Genomic DNA, 21379 nt, shown 5'->3' with positions numbered 1-21379 from the left:
CGGCCTAGCCCTGCGCGCCGGACAGCAGCACCAGCTCATGCGGGTTCGTCACGATGATATGCTTGCGCCGTGACGCGACCACCCCGTCCTTTTCCCATGCCGACAGAAGCCGGCTGACGGTGTGCAGCGTCGTCCCGGTCATGTCCGAGATATTCTGCCGGGTGATCGGAAACCCGATCTCGATCCCGTCATCGGTGCGCCGCCCGCTTTGGTTCATCATACGAAGCACGGCGCAGGCCACCCGTTTCTCGACCGCCTTAGTCGCCATTTCGGTCAGCGTGGTCTGGATTTCCCCAAGCCTGCGGCCAAGCGTCTTGTAGCTTTCGGTCGCGAAGCCATCGTAGGTCTTCGTGAACTCGTCCCACAGGGTCATCGGCCATGACAGGGCGATCGATTCCGCGGCGGCGATGGCCGTCGCCGGATAGGTGTCGCGCTGAAGCGCCCGCGCGATGCCGAAGAGCTGACCGGGCGCGATGTGCAGGACGATGATCTCTTCCCCGCCCTCGGTCGACCGGATCACGCGCAGGTAGCCATCGAGCAGAAGATAGAACCGCTCTGCATCGTGCCCCTCGCTGAAGATCGCCATGCCCTCGTCATACCGGCGCGACGAGGCCTGACTCAGGATGTCGCGGATCTGCCCCCGCTCCAGACGACTGAAGGGCGGAAGATCGGCAAGAAGGCTTTCATCGAGCTTGGCCAAAATAGCTCCGGAAGTTTGTCGAAGTGCAATGTTCGATCTCTGGAAGTAACGGAAAAGGCCGTCAGACGAAATAGGAATACACCGAAAGGAAAGACCGATGAAACGCCTCCTGATCTCTGCCGCGCTCGCCCTTCTGGCCGGGGCCGCCTCTGCCGAAACCATCGAAATTCAGATGCTGAACAAGGGTGACGACGGCGCGATGGTGTTCCAGCCCGCATTCGTGCAGGCCCAGCCCGGCGACGTGATCCACTTTGTCGCGACCGACAAGGGGCACAATGTCGAAAGCATCGAAGGGATGCTTCCCGAGGGCGTCGAAGCCTTCAAGACCAAGTTCAACGAGGATTTCGAGATGACCGTCGATGCCGAAGGCGTCTACGGCGTGAAATGCACGCCGCACTACGGCATGGGCATGGTCGCCCTGATTCAGGTGGGCGAAGCCGTCAATCTCGATGACGCCGCCGACGTGCAGCAGAAAGGCAAATCCAAGGGCCGCATGGCCGACCTGATCGCACAGGTTCAGTGACGTCCAGTCCCTTCGTCACTGTCACTGAAAGGGCGGCGCCATGCGTCGCCCTTTCGACCTCGAGGAGCATCCCATGGCAAACGGCAAAACATATACCGGCCCCGCGATCCTGTCCGCCGGGTTCCGCCCCTTTTTCCTGCTCGCGTCAGGTTTCGCCGCATTGGCGGTGGCGGTCTGGCTTGCGATCTGGACGGGCCTCATCACGCTCTCGTCGGTCTTTTCGCCCGTCGACTGGCACGTCCATGAGATGATCTTCGGCTACGGCGCGGCGGTGGTGGCCGGGTTTCTGTTCACCGCCGTTCCGAATTGGACCGGACGCCTGCCGACACGCGGAATGCCACTGGCGGGGCTGGCGCTGGTCTGGCTTGCCGGACGGCTCGCCTCGTCCGGCCTGCTGCCGCTCGGTCCCGTTGGCTTACTCGGCGTCGATCAAGCCTTTTTGCTGCTCGTCGGGGCGATGATCGCGCGTGAAATCGTGGCTGGGCGCAACTGGCGCAACCTGAAGGTGCTGGTGCCGGTCACCCTGTTCTGGGCCGCGAACATCGCCTACCACGTCGAAGCGATGACCACGGGCACGGCATCCTCCGGGCACCGCATCGGCATCGCGATCCTGATCTTTCTCATCATGCTGATCGGGGGCCGGATCATTCCCAGCTTCACGCGAAACTGGCTCGTGAAACAGGGCGGCACGCGGCTTCCCGTTCCGTTCGACCGCTTCGACGGGTTCGCCATTCTGACCGCCGTGATCGCGCTTGCCTTCTGGGTCCTTCAGATCGAGGGACCGATCGCAACGATCCTCCTTGGTTTCGCGGGGTTCGTGCAACTGGCCCGCCTGTCGCGCTGGCGGGGTGAGCGGACGTTGCGCTCACCCCTCCTTTTCATGCTTCACGTCGCATACGGTTTCATCCCCGTGGGCTTCCTGTCCGCCGCCCTGTCCTCAGCGGGAGTCGTCAGCGCGGCGGCAACGCTTCACCTGTTCGGGGCGGGTGCCGTGGGTGCCATGACCGTCGCCGTCATGATCCGGGCGACGCTGGGCCACACCGGCCGCGATCTTGTCGCCGGGCCGGTCGCGACCGGGGCATTCGTCGCCCTGACGCTCGCGACCCTGTTGCGCGTCATCGCCGAAGTCGATGGCGTGAACCGTGCCGTGTTCGTCGAAAGCGCAGGCATCCTCTGGGTATGCGCCTTCGCCTTTGTGGCGGGGAAAATCTGCCTTGCGGTAACCTCCGACAAGCCCCGGCGCAAACGCCCGTCCTCGGCGGCCGGTCACGGTGACCAAGGACGATGACGGTGCGGCGTGCGGGACGACGGGCCAGGCCTTGTCCGCACGCCGTAGACAGTCAAAGCCCCTGCGACTGCGCCGCCCAGACGAGCGAGAACAGAAGCAGGGCCGCCGACAGCCCGCACGCGACGGTGCGGACGGTGTTCCAGAAGGTCCAGCGGGGCAGATAGGTCCGGGTCCAATAATCCACCGTCGTCTTTTCCGAGGCGTCCATACCCGCCAGAGCTTCGTTCATCGGCACGTTGAAGGCGACCGTCACGCCGAAGCATCCGACGAAATAGATCAGACCGGCGAGCACCATAACGGTTCCCGGCCCGTGACCGACGCCGATCGCGCCATAGGCCGCGAGCAGCAGGGATACGGGGGCCAGACCGAGGAAAAGCACCATAAAGGCCCAGTGAAAGACTTCCCGATTGATGGCCTGCATCGTGTCGACGCCATCCGTCTGGGCAAGGGACCGCATGATGAAATCCGAGAAGGCAAGGAAGACGCCACCGACCAGCGCATATGCGAGGACGGCGAGGTGGGCGAGATAGAGAGTAAGGGGTGACATCGGAATTTGCTCCTGTGTTTGGGGCGGCGGCGGGGCGGTAAGCGCCACGCCACCGCATCAAGATCAGTTCGGGGTTCGTGCCGGGGTGCGGCGTTGGGCGGCAGACCGAAGGCGCTGTCGGAACGCCGCAAGACAAAGCGCGGCGATAAGCAGTTCGAAGACGAGCGCGCCGACAAGGCCGCCGGAGGGCATCCCGTCCATCGCGAGCCCGACCAGCCGCCCGACCGGGAAGGCGATGAAGACGGTCAGCGCCGACACGATGGCGGGCAAGAGCATCGGCTGCCGCCAGATGCCCAGCAGCATCACAAGGCCGAACCCGGCAAGCCCGGCGCCGGGCGCGCGCAGTTCGCTCAACAGACTGGCATCGTCGCCAAGGGCGATGCCGTAACTGGCGTAAAAGGAATGGGGCGCGAACAGGATGAAAGCGCCGATGGTCAGGGCGGCAAGGCCCGAGAGGCCGAGCGCCGCTTTTTCGATCAGGGTGGTCGTCATGTCATAGTCCTTTCGTGCGATGGTCTCAGGCCGCGTTCGTCCACGCGCCCGTTCGGGCAGCCGCGCGGGCGAAATCGGCGAAGTCGCGGGGGGACCGGCCCAATGCCCGCATCACGCCGTCGGTGGTGCGGGCGTTGCACCCGTCCAGCGTCTCGCGTGCGATGGCGGTGAAGACGTCGGCGACGAAAGTCCCCCCGGCTTCCGCAATGGTCTCGTGGAAGGCGTCGAAACTGATCGGGATATGGCGGATGCTTCGCCCGGTCGCGCGCGAAAGCTCGCCCGCCATGTCCGCGAAAGACATCGGACGCGGCCCCGTCACTTCGTAGAGTTCGCCCCGGTGCCCGTCTTCGGTCAGCGCCGCAACCGCGACGTCTGCGATGTCGTCGATGTCGATGATCGGCTCGACCACCTCGCCGCCGGGCATGGGCAGGACGCCTGCAAGGACCGGATCGCGCAGATACCCTTCCGAGAAGTTCTGGGCGAACCACGCGGCCCGGACGATGGTGAAATCGACGCCGGACCCCCGCACCACGTCTTCGCCCAGCCGCGCGTGATGTTCGCCGCGACCGGAAAGCAGCACGAGATGTTCGACCTCGACGTCACGCGCCGTTTCGCACAGGGACTCCAGCTTCTCGACCGCACCGGGGAAGGCGAGATCGGGGAAATAGGTGACATAGGCGGCACGCGCGCCGCGCAGGGCCGGAGCCCATGTCTCGGGCGCGTCCCAGTCGAAGGGCGTGACGGAATTGCGCGCGCCGCGCCGCACTGCAACGCCGCGCGCTTCGAGGCGGCTGGCGACACGACGGCCGGTCTTGCCGGTCGCGCCGATCACGAGGATGGGTTTGTCTTGCAACGGATATCTCCTTGGCTTGGGTTTCGGTAGCCAAGGGATAAGCGCGTGGATGCAGCGGGGTATTGACCGGCAAGGCCACGTTATTGACCCGCGCCGCCATCGCCGCCGTTCAGCGGAGCGACAGATCCTTGCGATAACTCGCGGGCGTCGTGCCGACCCAGCGTTTGAACGCGCGGGTAAAGGCGCTTTGTTCTGAGAACCCGGTCAGAAACGCGATTTCGGCCAGCGTATGACTTTCATCCCGCAAAAGCCCTTCGGCAAGATCGCGGCGCGTCTCTTCGGTGAGGCCCTGAAAATTCATCCCATGCTCGGACAGGCGCCGATGAAAGGACCGCGCACTCAGCCCAAGGCCGCGCGCGATCTCGGCCATCTTCGGCGCGCCTTCGCTCAGGGCCTGCGCGATGGCCGCCTTGGCCTGCGTCACGACTTCCGGTTCGCGGGTGATCTGCGAAAGCTCCGCGTCGAGATGCGTGGTGAGATACTGTGAAATCCCTTCGTCACCCAGAATGTTGGGCCGTGAAAGCGTCTCGTCCGCGTAAAGGATCGCGTCGAGGTCGGCCCCGAAACGCACCGGGCAACCGAACCACTCCTCATGCGCGGCGACACGCTGCGGGGCGGGATGGCAGACCAGCACTTCCATCGGGGCGAGCGGCACGGGGCAGACCTGCCGCGCGATGGACACCGCGCTCGCAAGCGTCGCTTCGTTCGACAGCCGCATCCCAAGACGTCGTTCGCCGTCGCGATGCAGGATGAAAAGCGTGCCGCCGACCGCTGGCCGTAGTTCATATTCGACGACGCTGGTCCAAAGCCGCGCATAGCGTTCCACCCGCGCATAGGACGCGCCAAGGGTCGTGGCGGCCTTGAACGCCAGACCCAGCGCGCCGTATTCGTCGAGCCGCATGGAAGCACCCACGCGCACCGGAAGGTCGGTGACGTCGATCCGGTCGGCGATCCTTTCGAGCATGTCATAATAAAGCTCGGCGGGAACCATCTGCCCGGCGTCCGGTGCGCTATCGGGAGTGATCCCGACATGGGCCAGCATTTCCGCGGCGTCGACAGCATCGCCGGCCGCAGCGACCACCTTGCGTGCGAAAAGCGACGTCACATACCCCATGCCCGCTATCCTACGGCGCGTATGGGATACCGCCAAGCTTACCGGGTCCGCACGGAAAGGCGCTCGGCACCCCCCGGTTTCCGGGCCTTCGCTTGCGTGGCCGGGTGCGAGCTTTTACACTGGCCCACAGGCTTCGCCGTTCCCGTTCTTCGCCTCGAAAGGCCCGCATGTCATTCGCCAAGGTCATCGTCCTGACGCTCATCCTTGCGTTCGCCGGCGCGTCGGGCGTGACGATGAACATGGGTGAGATGCACGATCCTGCGGCAACCTCCGCAAAGGCGCATTGCGACGCCTGCCCCGAGACGGCAGAGATCGGCATGGCGAAGGCGCATGTCGGAGCCTGTGCGAACGGGGCGAGCTGCATGTTGAATGCAGTGGAAGCGGTGCAGCTGCCCGTCGTGCTCATCCGCGTCGCGCGGGATTGGAGAAGCCTTCCACCCGATACCGCCTTCGTCTCGACCACCCCACAACTCGATCTGCCGCCTCCGCGCGCCTGAGGCTGTTCCCTTTGTCATCCATCGGGGCCACCCGATGATCCCGACCCGTGCAATTGCGCGCGAACAGTTCGATCGAGAGTCACATGAACAAACCCCTGCTACTGGCCGTTCTGGCCGCCGCCGTCCTTGGCGGTATCTACGTCGTCACCCGTCCGGGCACATCTGCCCAGGACACCACCACCAGTGCGGTCGCCGAACCTGCCGAGGGCGATCCCCTCGTCACCGTCACCCTTCCGCAAACGCTTTCCGACCAAGCCCAGATGGGCGAGCGCGGTTTCAACGCGGTCTGCGCCGATTGTCACGGCGAAAACGCGCAGGGCAAAATGGGGTTCGGTCCGCCGCTGGTGCACAAGATCTATGAGCCGTCCCATCATGCCGATATGGCGTTCCAACTGGCGGTCCAGAACGGCGTCACGGCGCACCACTGGAAGTTCGGCAACATGCCTCCGCAAGAGGGGCTGACAGGTGCAGATGTGCAGGCGATCACGGCCTACGTGCGTGAACTGCAACGAGCGAATGGGATCGAGTGATGGGGCGCCTCAATCTCACCCGCCGCGGTTTCTGTGCCGGGGGCGTGGCGGCGTTCAGCGTCCGCCCGACATGGGCCGCCACGCCCGATGACCTGACCGCGCGCAAAGCCCGCGTCCAGCTTGCCCCGGACGGCTACCCGATGACCGAGGTGTGGTCGTATGACGGCACGCTGCCGGGCAGAACGATCCGCGTCGGACAGGGCGAACGGGTCACCCGCCGTCTGGTCAACGACCTCGACGTGCCGACCTCGATCCACTGGCACGGCATCCGCATCGACAACGCGATGGATGGCGTGGCTGGCCTGACGCAGGACGCGGTGCCGCCCGGCCACACCTTCGACTATGACTTCGTGGCGCCGGATGCCGGGACCTACTGGTATCACGCCCACACCAATTCGATGGAGCAGGTGGCGCGTGGCCTGTCCGGGCCGCTGATCGTGGAAGAAGCCGACGCGCCCGAGGTGGACGCGGACGAGGTTCTGATGCTCGACGACTGGCTGATCGACCCGGACAGCGGCCAGTTCTTCGATGACTTCGATCAGCCCATGGCCCTGTCCCATGCCGGGCGCATGGGCAACCTGATCGGGACCAACGGGCAGTATCAACTGGAGATGCCCGCACAGTCCGGTGCGCGGCTTCGTCTGCGCCTCATCAACGCGGCCAACGCGCGGATCTTCGTGCTGCGGCTTCAGGGGCTTTCGGGCTGGTCCGTCGCGCTCGACGGGATGCCGCTTGCCGCCCCGGAACCCGTGATGGACGAGATCATCCTCGCCCCGGCGCAGCGGATCGACCTGATCGTCGACGTGACCGCGCCGGAGGGCGAAACCGCCGCGCTGCTTCGTCTCGACGATGACGACCAGTGGCGCGGTCAGGTCGCCTTCCCGGTGCAGGGAGCGCGGTCCGGCCCCCGTCGCGACCGCCCGGCGGCATTGCCCCCCAATCCGAATACGGCGCTGCCCGACCTGACGGCTGCGCGGTCGCTCGACATGGTCATGGAGGGCGGTGCGATGGGGCGGCTCGCGACGGCCCGTTATAAGGGCCGCGACATGGGGTTTCGCGATCTCGTGGGGCAGGGCCAGTTCTGGTCGCTCGCCGGACAGGTCGGGATGAGCGACGAACCCTTCGCCGAACTCGAACGCGGCGAGGTCGTCCGGCTGCGGATCGAAAACCGGACCGTGTTCGCCCATGCCATGCACCTGCACGGGATGCACTTTCGCAAGGTCGCGGCGGATGGCGCCCTCGGCCCCTTGCGCGACACCATCCTGAGTATCCCCGAGGAACCGCTCGAAATCGCCGTCTCGGCCGACAATCCGGGCAAATGGTTGTTCCACTGCCACATGCTCGGACACGCCAGGAGTGGTATGACCACTTGGATCGACGTGACCTGAACCCAACGAAAGAGGAGGACCAATGAAACTCGTCAAACCTGTCATCTCAGCTGCACTCACCGCTCTCGCCACCACGGCGCTTGCCCATACCGGGGTGAAGGACCCGGACGTCAAGGCGCGCATGGACGGCATGAGCGCGATTGCGGATGCCGTCAAAACCATCGGTCTGATGGCGAAGGGCGAAACGGACTTCGACTCGGCGGCGATCGACGCGGCTCTGGCCGAGATCGAAACGCGCGCGGCGCGCATCCCCGAACGCTTCGAAACCGAAGTCATCACGCCCAAGTCCGAAGCCCGCCCGGCGATCTGGGACGAGATGGAGGCGTTCAGCGAAAAGGCACTCGCCCTCGAAACGCTCGCGGCCACCCGTCAGGGGACCGTGGCCTCTCCCGATGATCTCGGCGCGCTGATGGGCGACATCGGGACATCGTGCAAATCCTGCCATTCGGAATATCGGGAATGAAGCCGATCCTCATCGCTTGCGTGGCGTCAGTCACCCCGTTCGCCGCGCTGGCCGACCACGTCCTTGGCGGCGCGGACATCGCGAACGGCGAAGCGGTCTATGCCGAAACCTGCGCCTCCTGCCACGGCGCACGGCTCGAGGGGCAACCGGACTGGCAATCGCCCGGACCGGACGGCGTGATGCCAGCGCCACCCCACGACGAAACCGGACACACATGGCATCACGACAGTCAGCTTCTGTTCGACTACACCAAGTTCGGTGGGCAGGCGGCGCTGGAGGCGCGTGGGGTCAAAGGGTTCACAAGCGGTATGCCCGCCTTCGAGGAGGCCCTGAGCGACGCCGAAATCCGCGATGTCCTCGGCTTCATCCGCTCGACATGGCCTGACCGTGTGCAGGAGGTGCAGGATATGCGTAGCCACCAATCCGGGGGCTGAGAGGCGGGGGGGCCGGATTTGCCCGGTCTTTACCGCTCGCGCCGAGCGTTGGGGCGAAGCGAAAGCGAAGCCCTGTCAGACCCACTCCCCTGCCGATGTGTTGGGCAACGCTTTCACTGCGCACCGAAAAGCGCCCTATCTCAGCCCGAACAACTGCTCCCGGACCGACGTCAGGTGGTCCCGCATCGCGTTCTCGGCGCTTTCGGGGTCGCCGCTTTGGATCGCGGCAACGATGGCCTCATGCTGGCGGTTGGTGGCGGAGGGCGCGGTCTCTTGACCGAATACGGCGTTCAGCCGCGTGTCGAGCCCGCTGCGACCCTGACCGCGCAGCGTATCGTGCAGCAAAAGCAACAGCGGATTGCGGGTCGCCGTCGCGATCAGGCGGTGAAGGCGTTCGTCCAGCCGTTTCCATTGCGCGTATGACGCCGCCGTTTCCATCTCGGTCAGGCATTTCTCCATCGCCGACAGGTCTGCGGGCCGGGCGTTGATCGCGGCCTGACCGGCGAGCATCGGTTCCAGCAGGCGCCGGGCATCCATGATGTCGCCAAGGCTGACGTCGGCCGCCCATTCAGGCGCGGTCGGGTCGACTTCGCGCTCGCCGATAAAGGTGCCCTTGCCGACGTGACGCCAGATCAGGCCCTCGTCCTCCACGCGCTTCAGAAGCGTGCGCAGACGCCCCCGCGACACGTCGAGCGCCTCGGCCAGCTTCGGTTCGGGCGGAAGCTGGGTGTTACCGCGTTCGGCCTCGCCTTCGATGAAGGCGCGCAGCCGGGAAAGATCGTCGATGCCGTCCAAGGGGCCTCCAGTGATTGCCCGTTTTTAACGGGTGCCGCCGCTTCGCTCAATCAATATCAATCAATCAATTGACACGCATCAATAATGTATTTACCACGCTTCGACATGGAAATGAGGGTGGTATGAGCGGAGCAAGCGCAGAATTGACCTTGGGCACGCGGTTCGTCGGCGGCGACGCTGTCGAGCGGGCGTTCGATTGGGGGCAGGCCATCGACGCCTTGCGCACGGCCTATGCGGGCGACGTGACCGAGGCGATGTTTCCCGACCGGACCATGGCGCGGGGCGACGGGCTTTGGCTGCGCACGCTTTCCGGCATCGCCCCGGACGGCGGGCTGATGGGGGCCAAGATGATCGCGGCCAATATCCGCGCGCGGCGGGCGAGCTATTTCATCCCGCTTTTCGACCAGGAGACGGTTGAGCTTCGTGCGCTGCTGGATGGGAACGCGATCACCGGGTTTCGCACGGCGGCGACCACTGCGCTTGCTCTCGACGCCCTCGGCCGTCCGGGCGCGGTCCGGGTCGGGCTGCTCGGCACCGGGTTCGAGGCGCAGAACCATCTGCGCGCGCTTGCAACGATCCGCCAGATCGACCGGGTCGAGGTGTTCAGCCCGTCGCCCGACAGCCGGGCGCGGTTCGTCGCGGCGGTGGCCGATCTGGGGCTGAGCGTGGTGGGATGCGACAGCGCGGAAGCGGTCGTCGACGCTGCCCCCGACATGCTGATCTGCGCCGCGCGGGCGCGGGACGAACAGCCCCTCTTTGACGGTGCGCGGCTTGCACCCGGTATGACGGTCGCCTCAATCGGATCGACCCTGCCTGAGCAGCGGGAGGTCGACGTGACGACCCTTCGCCGTGCCGCGCGGATCGTGGCGGACATGCCGAACGAGGTGGCGCATGACACGGGCGATCTGATCGCGGCAAAGGCCGACGGTGCTGACCTGACAGACCGGATCGTCCCACTGGCCGATGTGATCGGCGGGCGCGTCGCGGGGCGGGAAAGCGCGGATGAGATCGTGCTCTACAAGTCGGTCGGCGGGGCCATTCAGGATCTGGCGGTCGCGGCGATGTGCTTTCACCGGGCCGAAGCGATGGGTCTGGGCGTGATGCTGCCGGACACCATCCGGCCGGTTCTGAAGTGAGGGCGGGGCGAATGACGGGCAGAGATATCCTCTCCGATGCCGGGCTATGGCGCGATGCGGCCTATGTGAACGGCGCGTGGGTGTCGGACGGCAAGGCAGGGACCATTGACCTGTGCAATCCGGCGACCGGGGCCACGCTCGCCACGTTGCCGCAGCTCGACGCCGGGCAGGTGCGGGATGCTGTCGATGCGGCGGAGGCCGCGTTCGGGCCGTGGCGGCTGCGCCCCGCCAAGGACCGCGCGAAACTCCTGCGCCGCTGGTTCGATCTGATGACCGCGCACGCCGACGATCTGGCGCGGCTCATTGTGCTGGAAGAGGGCAAGCCCTTTGCCGAGGCCAAGGGCGAGGTCGCCTATGCCGCGTCCTTCGTCGAATGGTTCGCGGAAGAGGCCAAGCGCATCCGGGGCGACGTGATGGCCGCGCCCGAGGCCGGGCGGCGGATCGTCGTCTTGAAGGAACCCGTGGGCGTCTGCGCTGCGATCACGCCGTGGAACTTTCCGGCGGCGATGATAACGCGCAAGGCCGCGCCGGCGCTGGCAGCGGGCTGCACGATGGTGGTGAAGCCAGCCGGGCAGACCCCGCTGACCGCGCTGGCACTTGCCGAACTCGCCCACCGTGCGGGCATCCCGGCGGGCGTCTTCAACGTGGTGCTGGGGCGGGCGAGCGTTGTGGGCGGCGAACTGACGGCCAACCCAAAAGTGCGCAAGATCACCTTCACCGGGTCGACCGAAGTGGGGCGGCTGCTGCTTGAGCAATCCGCCGCGACGATCAAGAAAGCGTCGATGGAACTGGGCGGCAACGCGCCGCTTCTGGTGTTCGATGACGCCGATCTGGAAACCGCCGTCGACGGGTTCATCGCCACGAAATACCGCAACACCGGGCAGGCCTGCATCAGCGCCAACCGCGCCTATGTGCAGGCCGGTATCCACGACGCTTTCGTCGCACGCCTCGCGGAAAAGGTCGGCGCGCTCAAGGTGGGCGAGGGGTTCGAAGATGGCGTCCAGCAAGGCCCGCTGATCGACGCGGCGGCGGTCGAGAAGGTCAAGGATCACATCGCGGACGCCGTGGCCCATGGGGCGCAGGTCGTCTGCGGCGGGGCCACGCACAATCGCGGGCCTCTGTTCTTCCAGCCGACCGTGCTGTCCGGCGTCACGCAGGCGATGAAGATCACGTGGGAAGAGACGTTTGGCCCTATCGCGCCGGTCGTGAAATTCGAGACTGAGGCCGAGGCCGTCGCCATGGCCAACGACACCGAATTCGGGCTGGCCGCCTATCTGTTCGCCCGCGATGGCGCGCGGCTCTGGCGTGTGTCGGCGGCGCTTGAGGCCGGGATGATCGGGGTCAACACGGGCCTCATCTCAAACGAGGTCGCGCCGTTCGGCGGGATCAAACAGTCGGGGATCGGCCGCGAAGGTTCGGTCTACGGCATCGACGAATTCATGGAACAGAAATACCTGGCCTGGGCCGGGGCAGGAGAGGCGGAGCTGGGCTGATGGCACGATATATGAAGGATGAGGCGCGCAAATGGGTGCGCGAGACGCTGGTGGGCGCGGTCAACTGCACGATCCCGTCGTTCTCGAATGACCTGACCCGGATCAACGAAGCCGCGATCCGGCATGATACCCGGCGGGCAATCGAGCACGGCTTCGTCGGCTCGCTCGCCGTGTCCGAAGTGTCGATCACGCTGCCGGAATACATCGATTTCATGCGGATCATGAAGGCCGAGGCAGGCGACGATCTGGTCATCGTGCATCACGCAAGCTGGAACACGCTGGAGCAGAACATCGAGGCCGTGCAGTTGGCCGAGGAGGCCGGGGCGGAGTTCGTGCTCCTGTCCTATCCGCCCGCGTTCTATCCCGAGAGCGAGGATGACATTTACGACTACACGCGCGCGATCTGCGATGCGACGACCCTCGCCGTGATGCTGTTTCCGATGTTCCTGTGGGGCTTCAACACGCGGGTGCATCCTTCGGACATTCCGACCAGCGTGATGCGGCGGCTGATCGACGATTGCCCCAACGTGGCGGCGATCAAGGCCGAGGGGGGCTTTCCGTCGATCCAGAGCGTGATCGAATGTCACCGCCTGTTCGGGGACGAGGTCGTCATCTCGATGCCGATCGAGGGCGAGTTGATCCCGCTGTCGCAGGTGATGCCGCTGCAACTGTCGGCCACGTCGGATCACGAATACTGGGGGCCGCTCATCCCGCAGGTGATGCAGCATCTGCGGAGCGGCGAATACGACGCGGCGACCGAGGTTTACTGGCGGATGCATCCGGCGCGAAAGGCCAAGGGGATGGTCGCGCAGCAGATGCACGGCGGGTTCTTCATCAACCGCTACGTCTGGAAATTCCAAGGTTGGCTTCAGGGCTACAACGGCGGTCCGCTTCGGATGCCGACCCAGCGCATCCACGATCCGCAGATGAACGCGCTGCGCAAGGGGCTGATCGACGCCGGGCTGTCCCCGTCGATGGAGCCGTTCCGCGACTTTTTCATCGGACGCCATCCGATGTGACCGCGCCCGACACGGCGCATTTTCAGGGAGAGAGAGATGAAACGACTGATTGCAACGCTGGCCGTGGCCGCGGGTCTTGCCGCCCCCGCGCTGGCCGAGGACGTGGTGAAGTTCGGCAGCCTCAGGGTGCCGGTGCAGGTCTATGCCGGGATGGGAAAAGGCTTCTTCGAGGCCGAGGGGATCACGGTGGAACCGACGTTCTTCAAGTCAGGGTCCGAGATCGCGCCTGCGGTCGCCACGGGTCAGGTCGATGCGGCCATCACCACCTCGGGCGCGGCGCTGTTCAACGCGCTGGCGCGGGGGGCGGAGTTCACGATTGTCGCCGAGGCGCTGAACATCGAACCGGGCGCGCCGGGTGGCGATCCGACCGCAATCATGGTGCGCAGCGACTCCGGGATCGAAAGCGGCGCGGACCTTGCAGGCAAGAAGATCGCCGTGACCGCGCCGGGGCAGATCCTCGACATGATCGTGAACGAATATATCGTGCAGTCGGGCGTGAACCCGGAGGACGTGACCAAGGTGGGCATGGCCCCGCCCGACATGGTACCCGCGCTGACCAACGGATCGGTGGACGCCGCGATCATGATCGACCCGTTCCAGTCCATCGCGCTGGGCGGCGGCACCGTCACGCGGCTTGTGCGCGCGTCCGAGGTGATGCCGGGCACCTCGCAGGCCTTCATGGTCTACTCGAACGGGATGATGGCGCGCGAAGACGTCGCCGTGCGGTTCCTGCGCGCCTACAAGGCCACGAACGACTGGATCCGCGAGGCGCTTGCCACACCCGAGGGGCGCACCGAACTGGCTGGATACTATCAGCAATACGTGCCCGCGAAGGACGCGAGCGTCTATGAGAAGATCGCGATGGGCACGGCGTCCGAAAGCCTCGCCGTGAACGTGGACGGCGACTATGGCCTGCGCTGGCAGATGCAGACGCTGATCGACGCCGGGCTCGTCCCGCAGGCGCCCGATCTGGACGCGCATCTGAACACGGCCCTGCTCGATCAGGCGTCGAACTAGGTCCGGGCGCGATGACAGGCAAAGCAGGCAAGATCGAGGTGGACGGGGTCGCCAAGGTGTTCGGCGACCCCCAGCGGGGCTTCCGGGCCATCGACAAGGTGGACCTGACGATTGCGGATGGCGAATTCGTCTGCATCGTCGGCCCGTCGGGCTGCGGTAAATCGACCCTCATCCGCATGTTCGCCGGGCTGGAGCACCCCTCGGAGGGGCAGATCCGGATCGCGCATGACAATCCGGACCGGCCCGTGACCGCGATGATCTTTCAGCAGGAAAGCGCGTTTCCGTGGCTGACCGTGGCCGACAACGCGGCCTATGGTCTGCGCGCGTCGGGCACGTGGAAGGGCGCCGAAAGTCAGGAGCGGGTGGATTACTTCCTGCAAAAGACCGGGTTGTATTCCTTCCGCGATTTCCGGCCCGACCAGTTGTCGGGCGGGATGAAACAGCGCCTGTCCATCGCGCGCGCCTTTGCGACCAATCCCGAAGTTCTGCTGATGGACGAACCCTTCGCCGCGCTCGACGAGCAGAACAAGCTCATCATGCAGGAGGAGCTTGCGACGCTGTGGGAAGAGTTCCGCTCCACCGTCGTCTTCATCACCCACGGGCTGGACGAGGCGGTGCTTCTAGGCGACCGCGTGGTGGTCATGTCGTCGGCGCCGGGGCGGTTCATTCACAGCCTCGACATCGACCTGCCGCGCCCGCGCGAGTCCGCCGAGATCCGGCGCACGCCGGAGTTCGGGGCGCTCACCGCCGAGCTGTGGGACATTCTGGGGCATGAGGTGCGCACCGCGCGCCAGCAGGAGGCCGACCGTATTCAGGCGGCGGGGAGGTAAGCCATGGCGACCATCGAAACCATCGACGTCAGCCGCGCGCCGCGCAAAGTCACGCGGCGGGTACTGGGGATGCCGATCGGGCTGATCTCGCCCATCGTGCTTCTGGGGCTGTGGGAAATCGCCGCGCGGACCGGGGCGATCAACGTCACGTTCTTTCCCGCGCCGTCCACCATCCTCGCCACAGGGTTCGCGCAGGCACAGACCGCGCAGTTCTGGGGCGACCTCGGGATCAGTCTGCAACGCATCGCGGTGGGTCTGGTCATGGGCGCGGTGCCGGGCGTTCTGGTCGGGTTGGCCATGGGCCTGTTCCGCCCCGTGCGCGAGGCGCTGAACCCGCTGATCGCCGCGCTGTTCCCGATCCCGAAAATCGCGCTTCTGCCGCTCTTGCTCCTGATCTTCGGCATCGGTGAGACATCGAAATACGTCACCATCGCGATCAACGTCTTTTTCCTGATGACGATCAACACCTTCGCGGGTGTGGTCAGCACGCCCAAGATCTATTTCGAGGTCGCGCAGAACCTGAAAGCCTCGCGCCTGAAGACCTATCTCACCGTGGCGCTGCCCGGCGCGCTTCCGGGCATCTTCACGGGGCTGCGCATCTGCATGGGAACGGCGCTGATCCTGCTGGTGGCGGTCGAGTTTTCGACGGCGGACAGCGGCGTCGGCTATCGCATCTGGTGGGCGTGGACGGTGTTCTGGGTCGACACGATGTATGTCGGCTTCCTCGTCATCGCGGTCCTTGGGCTGGGCTTCTCCTACGCGGTCGACTTCCTCGAAAGGCTGGTGATCCCGTGGCATCGCAAGCACGAGCGGTGATCGCCCACTGGACGGAATTGTGCCGCATCCGTCCGGGGGCTGCCGTTGGTGGAGCAAGACAAGACGATCCGCGCCACTGCCCGCCACGGTGCCCCTGACGGCGTGACGCCTGACACACACCTCAACGCGCCCGCATCGTGATCCGGGCGCGCTTTCTGTTCCCAGTGACCGGATCGAACATAATCCCGATCTGAACGGCCGCAGCCGGAGCCCAGAAAACAAAAAAGACGCCCGAAGGCGCCTTGTTTATCTGGTCGGAGTGAGAGGATTCGAACCTCCGACCCCTGCCTCCCGAAGGCGAGCGCCGAGAGGAAAATGCAGTAAAATAAAGGTAACGAGGTGCAGTCGCTGCTGCTCATTGTCGTTCAATGCATCCCAAACGTTGCGGAAGCATTGCGGGGCACCGAGCAAGGTATCGCTCTAGCGCTTGCAGCGTCTCTTGGGCAGGTCCAGCTTCGGCAGCGCGTTCACGATTTTCATCGTCTCCAGGCTCACCGTGATGACGCGCTGGAACAGCTCCAGAGGGTAGGCGGGGTTGTTCATGGTCTTGTTGGCTTCGTTGACGATGCCGCCGATCTCGCGAAGAGAAGGACGGCAGTTTGAGCCCCGGGTTGTGCGAACCCAAAAAAACGGAAATTCGAAGGTGTCAAAACAGGTATCCTGCATTTCCGCAACTAACGTTTAAACTCAGACCAATTACCTTTTTGAAAAGCATTACGCGCCCCGTAGGGCGCGTAAAAATGTGGTGCTACTTCGAGCTTGTTAACGGCTCGACCGCGAATTCTGAACGTTCTAATGATATCGTCCTGTCGCACTAATTCAAGTTGATTTCTGAAAGGAGAGGGGGAAGTCTCTATCGGACTGGAGGAAGGGTATTTCGTATGCGCCTCGGCTTGGATATTGGCACGAATTCGATTGGATGGTGGCTATACGCGACCGAAGGGACAGGAGCTTCTGCGCGTATCGTCGCGGTGATCGATGGTGGCGTGCGCATTTTCGCGGATGGCCGAGACCCAAAGTCGAAGGCATCGTTAGCAGTGGATAGACGAGTGGCACGCGCAATGCGACGGCGGCGTGACCGTTATCTTCGGCGCCGAACTACGCTTTTGAAGGTGCTCGTTGATGCCGGACTGATGCCCCGCGATCCGGCAGCTGCAAAGGCGCTGGAAATGCTTGACCCCTATGAGCTCCGTGCGACCGGTCTCGACGTAATGCTCCCACTCACGCATCTCGGCCGAGCTGTGTTTCATTTAAACCAACGCCGGGGCTTTAAATCGAACCGCAAAACGGATCGCGGTGATAATGAGAGTGGCAAAATCAAGGATGCGACCCAGCGACTGACCTGGGCGATGCAGGAGGCGGGCGCGAGGAGTTATGGTGAGTTCCTTCATATGCGTCGGGCGCGCGCGTCTGATCCGCGTCATGTTCCGGCCGTGCGCACACGCCTTTCTGTAGCCAGTCGAGGTGGGCCCGACTCGAAAGAGGAAGCCGGCTACGACTTCTACCCCGAGCGCGCGCACCTTGAGGATGAATTTCACGCGCTCTGGTCCGCGCAGGCCGCGTTTCACCCCGAGCTCACGGATGAACTCCGCGACGTGGTGTTCGAAAAGATTTTCTACCAGCGACCTCTGAAAGAGCCAAAGGTCGGCCTTTGCCTGTTCACGGCAGAGGAACGTTTGCCGAAAGCGCACCCATTGACGGGCCGACGCGTGCTCTATGAGACGGTTAACCAACTACGTGTCACGGCGGACGGTCGCACCACCCGACCGCTGACGCTCGAAGAGCGCGACATGATCGTTCATGCGCTCGACAACAAAAAACCTGCGAAAAGCTTGTCGTCCATGAACCTCAAGCTCGCGGCGCTGGGCAAGTTGGTCAAACTCAAGGACGGCGAGAGGTTCACGCTGGAAAGCGGTGTGCGCGACGCGATCGCCTGTGATCCGATCCGCGCGACGATGGTGCACCCGGACGGGTTCGGACCGGCCTGGTCCAGGCTGGACTGGCAGGCGCAGTGGGCGCTCATCGAAAAACTGCGCCAAGTGCAGTCGGATGATGACTTCGCATCTTTAGTCGCTTGGCTGGGTGCGACACACAACCTCTCCGAAGACCACGCGAAACGCGTCGCCAACCTCCATTTGCCCGAAGGGTATGGGCGATTGGGCCTCACCGCGACCGAGGCGATCCTGTGCAACCTGAAGGCGGAGGTTTGCACGTATTCGCAGGCGGTTGAGCGATGGGGTAACCACCACTCAAACCAGCGCACGGGCGAGTGTCTGGAGGCGTTGCCGTATTACGGTGAAGTGCTGGACCGCCACGTCATTCCGGGCACTTACAACGAGGACGACGATGTCGTCACGCGCTACGGGCGCATCACTAATCCGACGGTTCACATCGGTCTGAACCAGCTTCGTCGCCTTGTTAACAGGATCATTGCGACTTATGGCAAACCCGACCAGCTCGTCGTCGAGCTTGCGCGCGAGTTGAAGCAATCCGAAGCCCAGAAATCCGAAGCCATGAAAAAGATCCGCGAGACGACGGCCGACGCCATTCGGCGGGGTCGGCAACTCGAAGAGATCGGGCAGAAGAACACCGGCGCAAACCGCCTGCTTCTTCGACTTTGGGAGGATCTCGGCCCGGCCGTCGGTCCGCGGTGCTGTCCTTACACCGGCAAGCCGATCAGTGTGACGATGCTCTTTGACGGCGCCTGCGACGTCGATCACATCCTGCCGTATTCCCGCACGCTCGACGACAGTTTCGCCAATCGCACGATCTGTCTGCGGGAAGCCAACCGGCAGAAGGGCGACCGGACGCCGTGGGAGGCATGGGGCGGCAGCGACCAATGGGGCGCCATCGCGGCCAACCTCAAGGACCTGCCCGAGAACAAACGAAAGCGGTTCGCGCCCGATGCGATGGAGCGGTTCGAGGGTGAGAGGGACTTCCTTGACCGGGCCCTGGTCGATACCCAGTATCTCGCGCGCATTTCGCGCGCATATCTCGATACGCTCTTCACCGAAGGCGGGCACGTTTGGGTCGTGCCGGGTCGCATGACGGAAATGCTGCGGCGACATTGGGGCCTGAACGCGCTTCTGTCCGACAAGGACCGTGGCGCTGGAAAGGTCAAGAACCGGACGGACCACCGCCACCATGCGATCGACGCGGCCGTCATTGCCGCCACCGACCACAGCTTGGTCAACCGGATCAGCAAAGCGGCCGGGCAGGGCGAGAGCGCAGGCAAGTCAGCAGAATTGATTGCGCGTGACACGCCGGAACCGTGGGAGGGGTTCAGGAATGACATTTCAGCGCAGATCGCGCGCATTGTCGTCAGTCACCGCGCAGATCACGGCCGGATCGATGTCGAGGGCCGCAAGCACGGGAAAGACAGCACCGCGGGGCGGCTTCATAACGACACGGCCTACGGGATCGTGGATGACCATACGGTGGTGAGCCGAACGCCCCTTTTGTCTCTGAAGCCCGGCGACATCGAGGTTACAACAAAGGGAAAAAACATCCGCGACATGCAGCTGCAAAAGGCGCTGTCCGTCGCAACAAAAGGGAAAGATGGCAAAGGCTTTGAGGAGGCACTTCGCAATTTCGCAGAGAAGGAAGGCCCTTATCAGGGCATTCGCCGTGTTCGTCTCATAGAGACACTTCAAAGCTCGGCGCGTGTCGAAGTCGGCTCTGATGAGGTCGGTCAACCGTTGAAAGCTTATAAAGGCGACAGCAACCACTGCTACGACCTTTGGAAGTTACCTGATGGCAAAGTCGTGCCGCATGTCGTCTCGACCTACGAAGCGCACGCTGGAACGGACAAGCGCCCGCATCCGGCGGCGAAGCGCATTCTGAGAGTTTTCAAGAAAGACATGGTCGCAATCGAGCAGGACGATCAAACTGCTATTTTTTATGTTCAGAAGCTCGACCGCGCCAACGGGTTGTTCTTGGCCCCTCATTTAGAAGCCAATGCGGACGCTCGGCATCGTAACCCGAATGACGCTTTCAAGTTCCTGCAAATGGGCGCAGGGTCGGTTGTCAGAAACAAGTTGCGCCGCGTTTATGTCGATGAAATTGGACGCATCAAGGACCCCGGCCCGCCGAAACACTGATCGGAGTCGCGCGAATCGGTAAATTCTGCCACGCTTCCAACGATTTGGAGCGAGAATTTGGACCGTATCATTGATATCGCCACGGACGGGCGTCACCTGTCCCGTGTCCGTGGTTTTCTTCTGGTTGAGCAAGATGGTGCCGAAGTCGGGCGCGTTCCGCTGGACGAAATAGCCGCCATCCTGCTCCATGCACATGGCATCACGCTGTCGGGGTCTCTTCTGGCAGAACTCGGGGATCGAGGCTGCCCAGTCGTCGTCTGCGGCGCCAATCATGCGCCGCGGTCCGTCCTGCTTCCGCTTGAGGGTCACCATGCACAGGGCGGACGTATGCGCGCGCAGTTCCAGTCCAAGGCGCCCCTTTCGAAACAGGCATGGAAGCGGATCGTGACCTCGAAGATTGCGATGCAAGCCGCCGTGCTCGACGCCTTTGGCCATCCCGCAGCGCCACTTGGGATGATGATCCGTTCAGTCGTCAGTGGCGACGCCGGAAATGTCGAAGCCCAAGCCGCTCGCTATTACTGGCCCGTCCTAATGGGGAGCGATTTCCGTCGTGACCGGAATGCCCCGGACATGAACGCCCTCCTGAACTACGGCTACACGGTGCTGCGCGCGACTGCGTCACGTGCAGTCGTCGCTGCGGGCCTTCATCCCTCGATCGGTCTCCACCATTCAAATCGCTCAAATGCTTTCGCACTTTCTGATGACCTTATGGAGCCGTTTCGACCGCTTGTTGATGCGGCTGTCTGGGGGCTTGTGAAACGCAATGGCGATCATGTCGATACCGTGGCGAAGCAGACATTGGCGCGGATTATTGCGTTCGATCTTCCTTTGGGGGAGGGGCAGACGCCTGTATCTGTGGCATTGTCAAAACTCGCCACGTCTCTTGGCCAGAGTTTTGAAGCGGGCAAGCTGTCTTTGTTGTTACCCGCGCCGCCGGATGCGCTCACCTTAAGGAGCGCGGGATTGTGACCGAAACACAAACACATTTATCGGGGTATAGGATCATGTGGATACTGGTAATGTTTGATCTCCCCACGGACACAAAACCGCAGCGAAAAGCAGCAACGGGTTTCCGAAATTTTCTCTTGGACGAGGGGTTCGAGCGAAGCCAGTTCTCTGTCTACGCGCGGTTCGTAAATGGGAAGGAAGCGTTCCAGACACGCGTCAGTCGTATAGCAAGAAACTTACCCGATAATGGCGATGTCCAAATCCTGAATTTCACGGACCGCCAGTATCGTGACATAGTTCACTTTTCGGATCAGGGTCGAAGACGTGCCCGCAAAAATCCTGAGCAGTTGGTGTTGTTTTGACCGAAGGGTAAGGAAAATGTATCTTGGCACCCTC

The 21379-nt window shown here is 63.7% G+C and carries 23 protein-coding genes; 16 read left to right on the top strand and 7 right to left on the bottom strand.

Features of this window, described 5'->3' with window-relative positions:
* Positions 1–4 precede the first annotated feature (4 nt).
* On the bottom strand, positions 5–700 hold the full coding sequence (locus HOY44_RS09765; protein ID WP_287434537.1) for a Crp/Fnr family transcriptional regulator: 696 nt from the start codon (positions 698–700) through the stop codon (positions 5–7).
* Between the two features lie 97 nt (positions 701–797).
* Between HOY44_RS09765 and HOY44_RS09760 the strand changes: the two genes are divergently transcribed.
* Together HOY44_RS09760 and HOY44_RS09755 are read left to right on the top strand one after the other, a co-directional pair.
* Positions 798–1223 carry a pseudoazurin gene (locus tag HOY44_RS09760; protein WP_008332211.1) on the top strand — a complete coding sequence of 142 codons (426 nt, stop codon included), beginning with the start codon at positions 798–800 and terminating at the stop codon, positions 1221–1223.
* A gap of 73 nt (positions 1224–1296) precedes the next feature.
* A complete protein-coding gene (locus tag HOY44_RS09755; protein ID WP_287434536.1) occupies positions 1297–2511 on the top strand; it encodes an NnrS family protein in 1215 nt (404 codons plus the stop codon).
* 52 nt (positions 2512–2563) lie between these two features.
* On the opposite strand, the gene HOY44_RS09750 is transcribed toward HOY44_RS09755, so the two are convergent.
* From HOY44_RS09750 to HOY44_RS09735, 4 genes are all read right to left on the bottom strand, one after another.
* On the bottom strand, positions 2564–3058 hold the full coding sequence (locus tag HOY44_RS09750; protein ID WP_287434535.1) for an anthrone oxygenase family protein: 495 nt from the start codon (positions 3056–3058) through the stop codon (positions 2564–2566).
* Positions 3059–3121: 63 nt separating this feature from the next.
* A complete protein-coding gene (locus tag HOY44_RS09745) occupies positions 3122–3550 on the bottom strand; it encodes a DUF4345 domain-containing protein (RefSeq protein WP_287434534.1) in 429 nt (142 codons plus the stop codon).
* 25 nt (positions 3551–3575) lie between these two features.
* Positions 3576–4403 carry an NAD(P)H-binding protein gene (locus HOY44_RS09740; RefSeq protein ID WP_287434533.1) on the bottom strand — a complete coding sequence of 276 codons (828 nt, stop codon included), beginning with the start codon at positions 4401–4403 and terminating at the stop codon, positions 3576–3578.
* A gap of 109 nt (positions 4404–4512) precedes the next feature.
* The gene (locus HOY44_RS09735) at positions 4513–5517 is read right to left on the bottom strand and encodes an AraC family transcriptional regulator (RefSeq protein WP_287434532.1); all 1005 of its coding nucleotides are present in this window, start codon (positions 5515–5517) and stop codon (positions 4513–4515) included.
* A gap of 167 nt (positions 5518–5684) precedes the next feature.
* Between HOY44_RS09735 and HOY44_RS09730 the strand changes: the two genes are divergently transcribed.
* The 5 genes from HOY44_RS09730 (at position 5685) to HOY44_RS09710 (ending at position 8829) form a co-directional block, all read left to right on the top strand.
* Positions 5685–6014, top strand: coding sequence for a hypothetical protein (locus HOY44_RS09730; protein ID WP_138422346.1), 330 nt, complete (start codon positions 5685–5687; stop codon positions 6012–6014).
* An 83-nt stretch (positions 6015–6097) separates the two neighbouring features.
* A complete protein-coding gene (locus tag HOY44_RS09725) occupies positions 6098–6544 on the top strand; it encodes a c-type cytochrome (protein WP_287434531.1) in 447 nt (148 codons plus the stop codon).
* The gene (locus tag HOY44_RS09720; protein ID WP_287434530.1) at positions 6544–7932 is read left to right on the top strand and encodes a multicopper oxidase family protein; all 1389 of its coding nucleotides are present in this window, start codon (positions 6544–6546) and stop codon (positions 7930–7932) included. Before HOY44_RS09725 ends, HOY44_RS09720 begins: the two co-directional genes overlap by 1 nt.
* Before the next feature lie 22 nt (positions 7933–7954).
* Positions 7955–8395: a c-type cytochrome gene (locus HOY44_RS09715; RefSeq protein ID WP_287434529.1), complete on the top strand. Its 441-nt coding sequence runs from the start codon at positions 7955–7957 to the stop codon at positions 8393–8395.
* Complete coding sequence (locus HOY44_RS09710) at positions 8392–8829, top strand: c-type cytochrome (RefSeq protein WP_287434528.1); 438 nt, start codon at positions 8392–8394, stop codon at positions 8827–8829. The genes HOY44_RS09715 and HOY44_RS09710 overlap by 4 nt, the downstream gene beginning before the upstream one ends.
* 135 nt (positions 8830–8964) lie before the next feature.
* On the opposite strand, the gene HOY44_RS09705 is transcribed toward HOY44_RS09710, so the two are convergent.
* Positions 8965–9624, bottom strand: a complete 660-nt coding sequence (locus HOY44_RS09705) for a FadR/GntR family transcriptional regulator (RefSeq protein ID WP_287434527.1) — start codon at positions 9622–9624, stop codon at positions 8965–8967.
* A gap of 122 nt (positions 9625–9746) precedes the next feature.
* Here HOY44_RS09705 and HOY44_RS09700 point away from each other — a divergent pair, with 122 nt between their 5' ends.
* The 6 genes from HOY44_RS09700 to HOY44_RS09675 are packed head-to-tail and all read left to right on the top strand — an operon-like array spanning position 9747 to position 15935.
* On the top strand, positions 9747–10760 hold the full coding sequence (locus HOY44_RS09700) for an ornithine cyclodeaminase family protein (protein ID WP_287434526.1): 1014 nt from the start codon (positions 9747–9749) through the stop codon (positions 10758–10760).
* An 11-nt stretch (positions 10761–10771) separates the two neighbouring features.
* Positions 10772–12253: an NAD-dependent succinate-semialdehyde dehydrogenase gene (locus HOY44_RS09695; protein ID WP_287434525.1), complete on the top strand. Its 1482-nt coding sequence runs from the start codon at positions 10772–10774 to the stop codon at positions 12251–12253.
* Positions 12253–13272: a dihydrodipicolinate synthase family protein gene (locus tag HOY44_RS09690; RefSeq protein WP_287434524.1), complete on the top strand. Its 1020-nt coding sequence runs from the start codon at positions 12253–12255 to the stop codon at positions 13270–13272. The genes HOY44_RS09695 and HOY44_RS09690 overlap by 1 nt, the downstream gene beginning before the upstream one ends.
* 36 nt (positions 13273–13308) lie before the next feature.
* Complete coding sequence (locus HOY44_RS09685; RefSeq protein ID WP_287434523.1) at positions 13309–14289, top strand: ABC transporter substrate-binding protein; 981 nt, start codon at positions 13309–13311, stop codon at positions 14287–14289.
* A gap of 11 nt (positions 14290–14300) precedes the next feature.
* Positions 14301–15119, top strand: a complete 819-nt coding sequence (locus HOY44_RS09680) for an ABC transporter ATP-binding protein (protein ID WP_287434522.1) — start codon at positions 14301–14303, stop codon at positions 15117–15119.
* Between the two features lie 3 nt (positions 15120–15122).
* Entirely contained in the window at positions 15123–15935 is an 813-nt protein-coding gene (locus HOY44_RS09675; RefSeq protein ID WP_287434521.1) for an ABC transporter permease, read from the top strand.
* A 420-nt stretch (positions 15936–16355) separates the two neighbouring features.
* Here the strand turns inward: HOY44_RS09675 and HOY44_RS09670 are convergent, their stop codons facing one another.
* Positions 16356–16601: a hypothetical protein gene (locus tag HOY44_RS09670; RefSeq protein WP_287434520.1), complete on the bottom strand. Its 246-nt coding sequence runs from the start codon at positions 16599–16601 to the stop codon at positions 16356–16358.
* Between the two features lie 215 nt (positions 16602–16816).
* Between HOY44_RS09670 and cas9 the strand changes: the two genes are divergently transcribed.
* From cas9 to cas2, 3 genes are read left to right on the top strand one after another with little or no spacing between them, the layout of a single operon-like run.
* Entirely contained in the window at positions 16817–20035 is a 3219-nt protein-coding gene (gene cas9 / locus HOY44_RS09665; RefSeq protein ID WP_287434519.1) for a type II CRISPR RNA-guided endonuclease Cas9, read from the top strand.
* A gap of 57 nt (positions 20036–20092) precedes the next feature.
* On the top strand, positions 20093–21004 hold the full coding sequence (gene cas1, locus HOY44_RS09660) for a type II CRISPR-associated endonuclease Cas1 (RefSeq protein ID WP_008330827.1): 912 nt from the start codon (positions 20093–20095) through the stop codon (positions 21002–21004).
* A 35-nt stretch (positions 21005–21039) separates the two neighbouring features.
* A complete protein-coding gene (gene cas2 / locus HOY44_RS09655; protein ID WP_287434746.1) occupies positions 21040–21345 on the top strand; it encodes a CRISPR-associated endonuclease Cas2 in 306 nt (101 codons plus the stop codon).
* Positions 21346–21379: the final 34 nt, after the last annotated feature.

Origin of the sequence: Maritimibacter sp., assembly GCF_016774595.1 — a bacterium.
Taxonomy (GTDB): Bacteria; Pseudomonadota; Alphaproteobacteria; order Rhodobacterales; family Rhodobacteraceae; genus Maritimibacter; species Maritimibacter alkaliphilus.
The sequence above is the reverse complement of the archived record's forward strand: the minus strand, read 5'-3'. Positions and strand labels throughout refer to the sequence as shown.